This window comes from Mesorhizobium cantuariense (genome assembly GCF_042647205.1).
GTDB lineage: Bacteria > Pseudomonadota > Alphaproteobacteria > Rhizobiales > Rhizobiaceae > Mesorhizobium > Mesorhizobium cantuariense.
The window spans coordinates 1,245,200-1,257,724 of the sequence record NZ_JBHRVD010000001.1; the positions used below are offsets into that span (position 1 = coordinate 1,245,200).

Consider the following 12,525-nt stretch of genomic DNA (forward strand, 5'->3'; position numbering starts at 1 on the left):
GGGACAGTTCTGACGGAAGCGGAAAAACCCGGAGGAGTGATGCCGCTGTCGCCCGAACGCCTGAATTCAGCGCTCGCCAGTCTCGTGGCTGGCATGACCGGCCTGCGTCATGACGGGCGGTTCGACGAGCCCAATCTCGACGGCACACCGGGCGACTATGTCAGTTTCGACAGTTGGGAATGGCCGCAAGGCGTCGGGCTCTACGGGCTAGTGCGGCTGTGGGCGCAGACCGGCGACGAGCAGCTGCTGCGGACGATCGAGGCCTGGTACGACCGGCGCATCGCCGCCGGGCTGCCGGCGATGAACGTCAACACCACCGCGCCTTTGCTGGCGCTAAGCGAATTGTGGCGGCGCCGGCGCCAGCCGCGTTTCGAACCTGTCTTGCGCGACTGGGCCGAGCAGCTCGCAACCACCATGCCGCGGACGCCCGAAGGCGGCTTCCAGCACGATGTCTCGGACCGCGTCAACGACGGCGAATTGTGGGACGACACGCTGTTCATGGTGGCGCTGTTTCTCGCATCCTTCGGCCAGGCCGCCGGTGAGCGGCGCTTCGTCGAGGAGGCGGAACGACAGTTCCTCGTCCATGCGCGCTATCTCGGCGATCCGGCGTCGGGGCTGTGGTTCCACGGCTGGACGTTCGAAGGCCGGCACAATTTCGCTCGGGCGCTGTGGGCGCGGGGCAATGCCTGGATCACGGTCGGCATTCTCGACCTCGTGGAGTTCGCCGAGATTACGCCTTCGGTAAAAGCCCATCTGCTCGGCATGCTGGAGACGCAGGTCGCGGCGCTGCTGGAAATGCAGGCGAAGTCGGGCGCATGGCATACATTGCTCGACGATCCGACCTCCTATGAAGAGATCTCGGCCACGGCCGGCTTCGGTTATGGGCTGATGAAGGCGGCAAGGCTTGGGATCGGGCCGGCACAGTGCGAAGCCGCAGGCCTGCGTGCGCTGGCGGCGGTGGTCGCGAACATCGATCGTGAGGGAATGGTGGCCAACGTCTCCTACGGCACGCGCATGGGTCACGATCTGCAGTTCTATCGCGACATCCCGATCCATCCGACCGGCTACGGCCAGGCGCTGGCCATATTGTGCCTGACCGAGGGCTCGCTGCGCCTGCAGGCGAAGGTGGAGACGGCATGATGCGGACGCTTTACGGCGCATCGCCAGCTGATATTGCCGGCATGGATACCGAGCGGCTGAGGGCCGAATTCTTGGTCGAGGGCCTGTTTCGGCCGGGCGCGATCGAATTCGCCTACACCCATATCGACCGCATGATTGTCGGCGGCGCGGTGCCGCTGGCCAACCCGCTGCTGTTCGGCAACGGCGCCGATGTCGGTACGGAACTGTTCTTCACGGCACGCGAGATGGGCATCGCCAATCTCGGCGGCAGCGGCACCGTCACTGTCGACGGCGCCCGCTTCGCCGTCGCCAGCCGCGACGCCGTCTATGTCGGGCGCGGCGCGCGCGAGGTGATGCTGGAGAGCGACGATCCGGAGCAGCCGGCGCGTTTCTACATGAACTCGGTGCCGGCCGGCGCCGACATCCCGCATCGTCTGATCGCCAGGGGCGAGGCCAAGTCGCTGCTGCTGGGCGAGGTGGCGCGCGCCAACAAGCGCACGCTGCGCATGTATATCCATCCCGAGGTCGCGCCGTCATGCCTGCTGCTGATGGGCATCACCGACCTCGCGCCGGCCAGCGTCTGGAACACCATGCCGCCGCATCTGCATGAGCGGCGCATGGAGGCCTATTGCTATTTCGACCTCGCCGCGGCTGACCGCGTCGTCCATCTGATGGGCCAGCCTGACAACACCCGCCATCTGATGGTCGCCGACGGTGACGTCGTCCTGTCTCCGGCCTGGTCTATCCATATGGGCGCCGGCACCGGCCCCTACGCCTTCGTCTGGGGCATGACCGGCGAGAACCAGGCCTACACCGATGTCGACCCGGTTGCCGTGAAGGATTTGCGATGAGTGTGGCTGCCCAAAGTGTCCGAACCGACTTTACGCTGCGCCGGCCGCTGGCGACGGGACAGCCGGTCGTCTACTGGCGGCTCGGGTCAATCGCCGAGCAGCGCTACGACGTGGCCGACCAGCCGATGAAGGGCGAGATGGACCCCTTCTTCTTCCTGACCAAGCACAAGAATTTCATCCCGCACGAATATCCCTGCCGCACGGAGTTCGCAGCGGAGCGCCGCGGCAAGCATCCCCAGGTCAGTTCCGAATTCGACGCCGGGCGTATCTGGCTGCCCTTCGCCTCGCCGCGTGTCGACCTGTCGGGCTTCTGGTTCCGACCGACCGTCCTCGGAACCTGGGCCGAAACGATCATCGAAGCAGTGTCGGCCGGGGAGGTGCTGCTGCGGCTGCGCACATGCGGCGGCGCCGTGCTCTTCGTCAATGGTGACGAGGCCGGCTGGATGGCGCCCTATGGCCGCAATCTGGAAAGTGCCGAGGATCTCAAGGTCGCGCTCAAGGCCGGGCGAAACGATATCCGCATCTGGTTCGACGACCTCGCCGAGCGCGACGCCCGCTACTACTTCCAGCTCGACTATCTCTGGGGTCCAGCCGTCTCGATCGCGCTGCCGATCGAGGTCGTGAGCGCAGCCGCCGACGCGATGGAAGCGGCGCTCGCCGACATGCGCTTCGAACGCCCCGCCTATGATGGCGGCGAGGTGGCGCTGGTGACTGGCGTGGCGCTGCCGTGCGATGCCGAGGTCGCGGTCGAGATCGAGGGCGACTTCATGTCGATCGAGACGCCGGTGCGCTTCGCTTTCGAACTGCCCGCCGGCCGGACCCGTCTGCCCATCGCCGATACGGAGCGGTTGCCGGCCGACTTTCGCCATTTCAAGGTGACGCTGACGGTCGACGGCCATGCCGCATCGCGCGTCTTCGGGGTTGAGATCTGCCACGCACGCCGTCAAGGTATGGCACCGGACACGCTTGCCGCGCGCATTGATGAAGCACTGAGCGAGGTGGCTGCCCATGCCGAGGCCGACACGGTGCGCGCCTTGGCGCGGCTGGCAAAAGGGCAGGAGGGCGCCGAGACCGACGCCATGATCTCCCGCGCGCTGCCGGCGATCGAGGATTGTCACGACTGCGCGGACTTCATCCTGGTGCCGCTGCTGTGGTGTCGTGGCGCATATGGCGATCGGCTTGAGGCTGGACTGCGCGCGCGTGTCGACAGCGCCATCCTCGGCTACCGCTACTGGATGGACGAGCCCGGCAACGACGTCCAGTGGTATTTTTCCGAGAACCACGCGCTGCTCTTCCACACCGCTGCCTATCTCGCCGGCGGGATTTTGCCAGAGGCTCGCTTCGTACGGTCGGGCCGCCTGGGCCTCGAGCAGTCTGCCGTCGGGGCCGGGCGGGTGCGGGCGTGGCTCGACCATTTCGAGGCATGGGAGATGGCCGAGTTCAACTCGGCGCCCTATTTCCCGATCGACCTCAAGGGCCTGTGCGCGCTCTACGCGCTGGCGCCGGACAAGGACATCGCCGAACGGGCCGGCAAGGCGGTGATACGCCTGCTGGAGATCGTCGCCCGCTCGGCCCATCACGGCATGCTGACCGGCGCGCAAGGGCGCTCCTACGAGCACACGTTGCGCGCTGCCCGGTCTCTCGAACTATCGGGCATCTGCCGCATGGTCTGGGGCAAGGGCAATTACGGCGTGCGCTTTCATGCCTTGCCGCAGTTGGCGCTGTGCCTGCGCGATCACGGCCTGAGTGTTCCCCACGAACTGGAGGCGATTGCTTCCGTCGCTGACGATACGGCGTGGGAGTGGAGTTTCGCACAGGGCCAAGACCGCTTCGCCCGGCTCTACCACCACAAGACGCGCGACCATGCGATGGGCAGTGCAGCCGGCTATCGCTGGAACCAATGGGGATACCAGGAGACCGTTATTCACGCCCGGCTGGGCAACAATCCGGATGCGCAGATCTGGATCAACCATCCGGGCGAAGTGCTGCAGTCGGGTTATGGCAGGCCGTCCTATTGGGGCGGCTCCGGCACCTTGCCGAGGGTTCACCAATATCGCGACCTTGCCGTCGTTTGCTTCATCTGTTCGGACGAACAGCCCGACTTCACGCACGCCTGGTTTCCGGCCGATGTCTTCGACGCCGCGAAGGTGGATGGCCATCGGGCGTTCGCGCAATCGGGCGAGGCCTTCGCCATGCTGAAGACGGATGTGCCGCTGGTCGAGGTCAAGGGCGGTCCGACAGCGGGCAACGAATTGCGGGCGCCCGGGCGCAGGACGACGTGGATCATACGCCTCGGCGACCGGCACGCCGGTCAGGCGACACTCGATGCCTGGGCGGCCGCATTTACGGACCTGGCGGTGCGGTCGGGCGCGGATGGCGAACTGATCGTTGAGGATCCGGAATACGGCACCGTGCGTTTCCTCGCCGACGCGAGGATCATGGCTGAGGGACGGACACTCGATCCGGCCGGCTGGACCGTGCGTGGCGAGGCGATGCGCATGAGGCACAAGCAATAGGGAGGATCAGGCCGCGTCCTCGAGAGGAGAGGGCGGGCGGCTTGAATGGTAGGGGCGCAGCCCCCGACAAAGGAGGAGACGAAGCATGACCAAGACCCGCACCTTGCTGGCCGCGATATCGGTCAGCCTACTCGCATCGACCAGCGCGTTTGCCGGCGACGTGCGCATCATGTGGTATTCGGACGGCGTCGAAGGCGACGTCATCCAGGACCTTCTGAACCGCTTCATGAAGGACAATCCCGACATCCATGTCACCCTCGACAATGTCGCCTACAAGGTGATTCAGGAGCAGCTGCCGATCCAGCTCGAAGCCGGTCAGGGCCCGGATATCGCTCGCGTCACCAACATCAAGGAGCTTGCCCAGCATTGGCTCGATCTCCGACCGCTGGTGGCGGACCCGAAATACTGGGACGAGAATTTCGGCGACACGCTGGACTGGATGCGCCCGGACGGCTCGAAAGCCATTACCGGCTTCATGACTCAGCTCACCTTGACCGGCGGCTTCGCCAACAAGACGCTGTTCGAACAGGCCGGCGTGGCGCTGCCCGGCGACAAGGCGACCTGGGACGACTGGATCAAAGCCGCCGCGCAAGTGGCGAAGAGCCAGCAGCTTCCGGCTGCCTTTGCCATCGACCGCTCCGGCCACCGCATTTCGGGCGCCAACGTCTCCTATGGCGCGAACTATATCGGCGCCGACGGCAAACCGGCGAAAGTGGATGACGGCACCAAGGCGTTCGTTGGCAAGCTCGTCGACTGGACGGCCAAGGGCCTGATGCTGAAGGATACCTGGGTCTCGGCGGCGGGCTCGACCTACCGCGCGGCTGCCGATGATTTCATCAACGCGCAGATCCCGTTCTATTACTCGGGCAGTTGGCAGGTCGCCAATCTGTCGACCAAGATCGGCGACAGTTTCGACTGGGTGGCGACTGGCTCGCCCTGCGGCCCCGCCGGGTGCTCGGGCGTGAAAGGCGGCGCCGCCCTTGTCGCCATCAAATACACCAAGAATCCCAAGGACGTCGCCAAAGTAATGGATTACTTGGCCAGCGAAAACATCGTCAAGGAGTTCAGCGAGCGCACGCTGTTCCTGCCGGCGCACAACGGCGTTATCGCGAAAGGCGGACTGAAATGGGGCTCGGCCGACAAGAATGTCGGTCCGGCGCTCGACACATTCGTCAAGGCGGCGGGTGAGACCTTGCCCGCGGCCGATGCTTTGCCGCCGTGGAAATGGTCTAATGCCTATTTCGCCGCGCTGGTGACCCGCGTCAGCCAGGTGATGGCCGGCGAGCTCACGCTCGACGCTGCCTGGGCCAAGATCGACCAGGATATCGCCGACAAGGTCGCCGAGGCCAAGTGAGCGCCGCCGCGACACTCAAGGCATGGGCTGGCGCCGCGCTTGCGGCGCCGGTCATCTGGCTTGCATCCGTCGTCAACGTGCCGCTCAAAGCCTGGCAGCGCGCAACGGGCACAGGCGGTATGGCTGCGTTCTTCCTTGCCCCGAACATGGCGATCTTCGGCATCTTCGTGCTAGTGCCGCTAGTTATCAACTTCTTCTATTCGGCGACGTCGGGTACGGCCTATTTCCTGCAGGACCGCTCCTATGTCGGGCTGGAGCAGTATCAGCGGCTGCTCGACTGTAGCAACTACCTGGATACGGCCACCTGCCGCGAGGACCTTTTCTGGAAGGCGGTGCACAATACCGGCCTGTTCGTCGTCGTGCAGGTGGCACTGATGACGGTGGTGTCGATCGCAACCGCGCTGATCCTCAACCGCGAGATCGTCGGACGCTCGTTCTGGCGCGCGGTGTTCTTCTTTCCGGTGCTGCTGTCGCCGGTCGTTACCGGCCTGATCTGGCGCTGGATCCTGCAACGCCAGGGGCTGCTCAACCTGATCGTGCACGATCTCGGCGGCGAGCCCTACAACTGGCTGACCGACCGCTTCTGGGCATTCACCGCCGCCGTCAGCGTTTCGGTCTGGGCCCATATGGGTTTCTACACGCTCATCCTGCTTGCCGGCTTGCAGGCGATCCCGCGCGATCTTTACGAGGCGGCCGAGATGGACGGCACCAGGCCGGCGCGGGTGTTCTGGCGCATTACGCTGCCGCTGTTGATGCCGAACCTGCTTGTCGTCATCGTGTTGGCGCTGATCCGCGCCGTGCAGATCTTCGACGAGGTCTATGTGCTGACCGGCGGCGGACCGGGAACCTCGACCCTCTACCTCACACAGTACATCTACGAGATCGGCTTCGCCTCGCTGCTGCGCAATCCGGGGCTGGCTTCGGCGGCGTCCATTCTGATGGGACTGGTGCTGGTCGTGCTGACCTTGCTGCAGCTGCAGGTCGGGCGCCGGGGCGAACGCAAAGGGGCGCGCCAATGAGCGGCGTCACGACATTCCTGACCCGCCGGCGCGGTGGCCGTTCCTGGCACTGGACGGATATCGTCAGCTGGCTGTGGCTCGTCGGCGGTTTGGTCATCATGTTCGGCCCGGCCGTCTGGCTGGTCGGCTCTTCGTTCAAGACGCCGGCGCAGCTTGCCGAGTTCCCGCCGACCATTCTGCCCTATGTCAGCCAGCAAGCCAGCGTCGAAGGCTACGACAAGCCGCTCCCTCTCTACTCGGTGAAGTTGCCGGACGGTTCGACCAGGGTCATGGCCGAGGTGCGCCGCGTCGGCATCGTGGCACAGATGGTCGATCCTAAGGCGCCGAAGGACATCCTCAAGGTCAATATCGCCGACCGCCAGCCGGTACGCCAAATCGGCTTCGCGACCGGGAACTACACCGAGCCCTTCGTCCATTTCGACTTCCTGCGCTATCTCCGCAATTCGGTTTTCGTCACCGCGATGGCGACGCTAATCACGCTGCTGACCAATTCGATGGCGGCGTTCGCCCTGTCGAAATACAAGTTTCGCGGTCGCGATTTTACGATGATCCTGATCGTCGGCACGCTGATGGTGCCGCTGTCGGTCATCCTGGTGCCGCTTTATTCGGTGGTCAGCGCCGTCGGCCTGCTCGATTCATTGTGGGGTGTAATCCTGCCGACCGTGGCGACGCCGACCGGCGTCTTCCTGCTGCGCCAGTATATGCTGACCATACCGGACGAACTGCTCGACGCGGCGCGCATGGACAATGCGTCGGAATGGCAGATCTACTGGCGCATCGTGCTGCCGCTGGCCGCACCCGCGCTCGCTGTGCTGGCGATCTTCTCGGTGGTCTGGCGCTGGAACGATTTTCTGTGGCCGCTGGTGGTGCTGTCGCGCAAGGAACTCTACACGCTGCAGGTTGGCCTCAACACCTATGCCGGCCAGCTCAACGTGCAATGGCACTACATACTGGCGATGACCGTGGTGACGATGATCCCTGTCGTCCTCGTCTTCGTTTTCCTGCAGCGTTACATCACCTCCGGCATCGCCGGCACCGGGCTGAAGTGAGGGCCGCCATGGGACGGATAACGCTGACCGATATCGATCGCGCCTACGGCAAGGTGAAGATCCTGCACGGCATCAATCTCGACGTCGCCGACGGCGAGATGCTGGTGCTTGTCGGCCCATCGGGCTGCGGCAAGTCCACGCTGCTGCGGCTGATTGCCGGGCTCGACCGGCCGACCGCCGGCAGGATCGAGATAGACGGCGCCGACGTCACCGAGGTTTCGGCGGCGCAGCGCGGACTGGCCATGGTGTTCCAGTCCTATGCGCTCTACCCGCATATGAGCGTGCGCCAGAACCTTGCCTTCGGACTGGAAAACATCCGCATGCCGAAGGCCGAGATCGATGCGCGCATCACGGAAGCGGCGCGCATGCTGGAAATCGCGCCCTATCTTGACCGCCGGCCGGGCCAGCTGTCAGGCGGACAGAAGCAGCGCGTGGCGATCGGCCGCGCGGTGGTGCGCAACCCGACCGCCTTCCTGCTCGACGAGCCACTGTCCAATCTCGATGCCGAACTGCGCATTTCGACGCGCGCCGAACTGGCGGCCCTGCACAAGCGGCTGGCGACCACGATGGTCTACGTCACCCATGACCAGGTCGAGGCGATGACGCTGGCCGATCGCATCGTGGTGATGCGCGCCGGAAAGATCGAGCAGGTCGGCCAGCCGCTCGACCTCTACAACGCGCCGGCGAACCTGTTCGTCGCCGGCTTCATCGGCGCGCCGCGCATGAACCTGCTGTCGGTGAAGGTGCGTTCGGCCAGCGCGACCGAAGTCGCGGTGGAAGGCCCGGGCGGACTGGCGGCGGTGATAGCGGTCAATGGCGCTGCCCTGAAGCCGGGAGACTATGCGACGCTCGGCATCCGCCCGCATGACGTCGACATTTCGCCAGGCGGTCCGGGCAGCGTCGATGCGCAAGTCACGCTGGTCGAGGCTTTGGGGCCCGAGACGGTTGTTCATGCCACCATCGCCAGTGACGAGAAGATGGTCGCGGTGCTGAACCGGCAAGGCATCGATTCCGGCAGCAACAAGATCAGCCTGCGGCTCAACCCGGAACGGATGCACCTGTTCGATTCCGCCGGGCTGCGGGCGCCTTCGCTCTGACTGTCATTTTGCGCAATTCCGGACGGAAAACCGCTACGCACTTTCCTGGATTTGCCTAGACGGCAAGGTGCTTGCGAAAGAAGCTGGCCACGGCAGCGCGCATGGCCGGCGTTTCGAGATGGCCGCTCTCGGGTTCGCGGTGAACGACGAGCCTGTCCAAAACCAGCCGCGCTCATACCCCTTATGGTCGCTCACCGAACCCCTTGTAGGAAAGAGAAATGCCGTTGCATTGAAAAACTAGTCGTCCTACTGATCCTCGGGTTCGCCAGACCATACGAGACGATACGAAGGATATGGGTTGGCTAACCATCCGCTAAGCCATTGATTTTCCTCGGGAGTCTTACACCCTCCGGGCCCACCAAAATACCAGCCTAATATATTGATTTCTTTATATTTTTTCAATTGGCCCAAAACGTGGACTCGAACCCCCATTCGCGCCTCCCTTCCGGGGAGCGATGACAGCGAGAGAGCGCTGCCGCTGTTCCTCAAGTTCGAATGTCGCGTCGGCCGCCCCAGTCAGCGTCGTGCAGTGCTCAAATTATTGCATGGTTAGCCGTTCGCCGGTCTCGGCGTCGAAAAGGTGGCAGAGCTTTGAATCCGGTTTGACGAAGATGGTGTCGCCAGGGCCGGCCATTATCCGCTCACGGAAAATGGCCACGCATTCGGCGACGCCGATGCGAAGCGTCACCTGCGTTTCGGGTCCGGTCGGTTCGACGACAACAATCTCCGCCGCCAGTCCGTCGGGGTCGAGTGCGATGTGTTCGGGACGCACGCCGTATACGACGTGGCGTCCCTGGGCACCGGCCGGCGCGTGGGTTATCGGCAGTCTGATCCCTTCCGTGGTTTCGACGCCGGGCCTGCCATCCGCGGCCAGTCTGCCCCTGAACATGTTCATGGCCGGACTGCCGATGAACTGGGCGACGAACAGGTTCGCCGGCCGATCGTAGACATCGAGCGGCGCTCCGATTTGCTCGATGGTTCCGTTGTGCATGACGACGATCTTGTCGGCCATCGTCATGGCCTCGATCTGGTCATGGGTGACATAGACGATCGTCGACTTCAGCCGCTGGTGCAGCGCCTTGATCTCGGTGCGCATCTGCACCCGCAGCTTGGCGTCGAGATTGGAGAGCGGTTCGTCAAACAGGAAGATGCGAGGATCGCGCACGATGGCCCGGCCCATGGCCACGCGCTGGCGCTGGCCGCCGGAAAGCTGCCGCGGATAGCGGTCGAGAAGCGCGCCAAGCCCGAGGATTTCGGCGGCGCGATCAACCTTGCGCTTGATCTCGTCCTTGCCCGCGCCTTTCAGCTTGAGCGAAAAAGCCATGTTCTCGGCGACATTCATATGCGGGTAGAGCGCATAGTTCTGGAATACCATGGCGATGTCGCGCGCTTTAGCCGGCAGATCGTTGACCATGCGGGAGCCGATGCTGATTTCGCCGCTGGTGGTCTTTTCGAGACCGGCGATCATCCGTAGCAAGGTCGACTTGCCGCAGCCTGACGGGCCGACCAGGATGACGAATTCACCGTCCTCGATATCGACGTTGATCTTGCGCAACACGGAGGCGGTACCGAATGATTTGCTGACCTCTCTGATCGTCAGTGAACTCATGATGGTGCTTGCTCCTCGGTTTGCGGCGCCGGCCAAAGACCGAAAATGGCCAGAAGGTGGGCGCGCGATCTGGCCACGCCGATGCGGGTTGGCGGCAACTGCTCCGGCACCCAGCGCATTTCATATTCGAAGCTGAAGTCGCCGGCGTATCCGGCATCGCGCAGCGCATGGATGATGCCGGCCCACGGAATGTCGCCATCGCCGACCGGAACCGACCGGCGGCCGGCCTCGTTCGCCGCACTTGGGGTGACATCGCCGGTGAAGCGGTAATCCTTGACATGGACCAGCCCGATTGCTTGCCGCTGCAGGTCCAAGCTCTCGGGAAATCCCTCCTTGCCGTCGCGGATGAGATTGGCGGGGTCATAGACGATCCCGACATTGCCGGCGCTGACCCGGCGCCAGATCTCGGCGCTGCGGTGTGCGCTATCGGCCATGGTGCCGTCGTGGTTCTCGATGTTGAGGGCAATCCCCTTGCCAGCGGCATGGCGACTGACCGCGCGCAGCACCTCGATCATCGGCGCGGCGCGGTCCTGCCACTCCCGATCTGCGACAGCCTCGCCGGCCAGAATGCGCAAACTCGCCGCGCCGAGCGCTTCGGCGAGATCGACAGCGTGGCACAGTGCTGTCACGGCTTCGGCGCGCTGGTGCGGGTCGGGGCTATTGATCCTTTTTTCGTAAGGCGTCAGCGCCGCGATCGCGACGCCGCGCCGCTCCGCCTCGGCGCGTAGTGCGCGCGCTTCCGACAAGCTTGCGTCGGGGGCAATGGCACAGCGATAGCCGGCCTGGCAGATCAGGTCGAGGCCGTCGAGTCGCAATTCCATTGCCCGGTCGAGCGCCTGCACCGGCGTCAGCTCGGGGGTGGCCATGGTGTGCAGAAGAAGCCGCATTTCTCTCCTATCCGATGCTGGCCAGCATCTGGCGGGTCACCGCGTGGTGCAGCGGCTGGCCAGCAACGAAGCGCTCAATCTCCTCGATCACCAGATAGGTCATGCGCCGTGTCTCGTCGCCGACGGCGCCGGCGACGTGCGGCGTCAGGAAGACATTGGGCAAGTCATAGAGCGGCGACTGCGCCGGCAGGGGCTCGGGGTCGGTGACGTCGAGCACGGCATTCAGCCTGCCCGACAGCAGTTCGGCTTCAAGGGCAGCGTGATCGACCAGCGTGCCGCGCGCGGTGTTGATCAGCGTGGCGCCGTCCGGCATCAGCCGCAGTTCCTCGCGGCCGATCATATGGAAGGTTTCGGGCAGCGCCGGCGCCTGGACGCAGACACTCCGCGAACGCCGCAGAAGTTCGGCAAGCGATACCTTGGCGGCGCCCAGCCCATGTGCCTCCTCGTTGGTCAGGAACGGGTCATAGACCAGTGCCTCCAGGTTGAACGGCTTGAGCAGTTCGAGCAATTTGCGGCCGGTCCGCGACGCACCGACGATGCCGATGGTCGCGCCTAAATTGCCGGGCTCACCAGGCGCCATCCATTGCGGCAGCCAGAAGGCACGCTCCCGTGCAAAGCGGGCCTGGGCGACGAAGACACCCTTGTTGGCGAGCAGAATGGCCGCCAGTGCGAACTCCGCCACCGGCACGGCGTTGGCGGCCGCCGCCGAAACCACTGTGATGCCGAGGTCCCAGGCTTCCGGGGCGACAAAGGCTTTGACGGAGCTTGCCGCATGCGCGATCAGCCGCAGCCGTGGCGCGGCCGCCAGCACGGCGGCGTCAAGTCGCGGAGCCCCCCATCCGGTAAGCAGAATGTCGCTTGCTGCTAGGCGCTGCTGCTCATCCGGTGACGAGAGGCCGGTGAGGGGCTCGGACGAAAGCACCTCGCAACTGTTCGCCAGCCGCAAGAGATGCTCCGTCGAAATCAGGTCCGGCGCCAGTTCTGGGTTGAGAGCGATCGAGAGCGTCGGCTTTGTTGGCACGGC

At 64.5% G+C, this 12,525-nt stretch carries 10 protein-coding genes; 7 read left to right on the plus strand and 3 right to left on the minus strand.

Going from position 1 to position 12,525, the window contains the following annotated elements:
* Positions 1–39: 39 nt before the first annotated feature.
* The 7 genes from bglB (at position 40) to ACFOJ9_RS05965 (ending at position 9,005) form a co-directional block, all read left to right on the plus strand.
* Positions 40–1,140, plus strand: a complete 1,101-nt coding sequence (bglB, locus tag ACFOJ9_RS05935; protein ID WP_378977588.1) for a beta-galactosidase BglB — start codon at positions 40–42, stop codon at positions 1,138–1,140.
* Positions 1,137–1,970, plus strand: coding sequence for a 5-dehydro-4-deoxy-D-glucuronate isomerase (gene kduI / locus ACFOJ9_RS05940; RefSeq protein ID WP_378977590.1), 834 nt, complete (start codon positions 1,137–1,139; stop codon positions 1,968–1,970). The genes bglB and kduI overlap by 4 nt, the downstream gene beginning before the upstream one ends.
* Positions 1,967–4,486, plus strand: a complete 2,520-nt coding sequence (locus ACFOJ9_RS05945) for a hypothetical protein (RefSeq protein ID WP_378977592.1) — start codon at positions 1,967–1,969, stop codon at positions 4,484–4,486. The genes kduI and ACFOJ9_RS05945 overlap by 4 nt, the downstream gene beginning before the upstream one ends.
* Before the next feature lie 85 nt (positions 4,487–4,571).
* Complete coding sequence (locus ACFOJ9_RS05950) at positions 4,572–5,840, plus strand: ABC transporter substrate-binding protein (protein WP_378977594.1); 1,269 nt, start codon at positions 4,572–4,574, stop codon at positions 5,838–5,840.
* Complete coding sequence (locus ACFOJ9_RS05955; protein ID WP_378977596.1) at positions 5,837–6,859, plus strand: carbohydrate ABC transporter permease; 1,023 nt, start codon at positions 5,837–5,839, stop codon at positions 6,857–6,859. The genes ACFOJ9_RS05950 and ACFOJ9_RS05955 overlap by 4 nt, the downstream gene beginning before the upstream one ends.
* Positions 6,856–7,908 carry a carbohydrate ABC transporter permease gene (locus ACFOJ9_RS05960; RefSeq protein ID WP_378977598.1) on the plus strand — a complete coding sequence of 351 codons (1,053 nt, stop codon included), beginning with the start codon at positions 6,856–6,858 and terminating at the stop codon, positions 7,906–7,908. The genes ACFOJ9_RS05955 and ACFOJ9_RS05960 overlap by 4 nt, the downstream gene beginning before the upstream one ends.
* 8 nt (positions 7,909–7,916) lie before the next feature.
* Positions 7,917–9,005 (plus strand): ABC transporter ATP-binding protein, encoded by a 1,089-nt coding sequence (locus ACFOJ9_RS05965; RefSeq protein ID WP_378977600.1) that lies wholly within the window; start codon positions 7,917–7,919, stop codon positions 9,003–9,005.
* Between the two features lie 538 nt (positions 9,006–9,543).
* On the opposite strand, the gene ACFOJ9_RS05970 is transcribed toward ACFOJ9_RS05965, so the two are convergent.
* Genes ACFOJ9_RS05970 through ACFOJ9_RS05980 form a run of 3 tightly spaced genes read right to left on the minus strand, consistent with a single transcriptional unit; the run spans position 9,544 to position 12,522 of the window.
* The gene (locus ACFOJ9_RS05970) at positions 9,544–10,614 is read right to left on the minus strand and encodes an ABC transporter ATP-binding protein (protein ID WP_378977602.1); all 1,071 of its coding nucleotides are present in this window, start codon (positions 10,612–10,614) and stop codon (positions 9,544–9,546) included.
* Positions 10,611–11,501, minus strand: coding sequence for a sugar phosphate isomerase/epimerase family protein (locus ACFOJ9_RS05975; RefSeq protein ID WP_378977604.1), 891 nt, complete (start codon positions 11,499–11,501; stop codon positions 10,611–10,613). Before ACFOJ9_RS05975 ends, ACFOJ9_RS05970 begins: the two co-directional genes overlap by 4 nt.
* 7 nt (positions 11,502–11,508) lie before the next feature.
* Positions 11,509–12,522 (minus strand): hydroxyacid dehydrogenase, encoded by a 1,014-nt coding sequence (locus ACFOJ9_RS05980; RefSeq protein WP_378977606.1) that lies wholly within the window; start codon positions 12,520–12,522, stop codon positions 11,509–11,511.
* Between the last annotated feature and the right edge of the window lie 3 nt (positions 12,523–12,525).

Excerpts from the sequence above, each read along its gene's own strand:
- bglB (WP_378977588.1), top strand. The coding sequence starts at position 40 with ATGCCGCTGTCGCCCGAACGCCTGAATTCAGCGCTCGCCAGTCTCGTG.
- ACFOJ9_RS05975 (WP_378977604.1), bottom strand. The coding sequence starts at position 11,501 with ATGCGGCTTCTTCTGCACACCATGGCCACCCCCGAGCTGACGCCGGTG.
- ACFOJ9_RS05960 (WP_378977598.1), top strand. The coding sequence starts at position 6,856 with ATGAGCGGCGTCACGACATTCCTGACCCGCCGGCGCGGTGGCCGTTCC.
- kduI (WP_378977590.1), top strand. The coding sequence starts at position 1,137 with ATGATGCGGACGCTTTACGGCGCATCGCCAGCTGATATTGCCGGCATG.
- ACFOJ9_RS05945 (WP_378977592.1), top strand. The coding sequence starts at position 1,967 with ATGAGTGTGGCTGCCCAAAGTGTCCGAACCGACTTTACGCTGCGCCGG.
- ACFOJ9_RS05950 (WP_378977594.1), top strand. The coding sequence starts at position 4,572 with ATGACCAAGACCCGCACCTTGCTGGCCGCGATATCGGTCAGCCTACTC.
- ACFOJ9_RS05970 (WP_378977602.1), bottom strand. The coding sequence starts at position 10,614 with ATGAGTTCACTGACGATCAGAGAGGTCAGCAAATCATTCGGTACCGCC.
- ACFOJ9_RS05965 (WP_378977600.1), top strand. The coding sequence starts at position 7,917 with ATGGGACGGATAACGCTGACCGATATCGATCGCGCCTACGGCAAGGTG.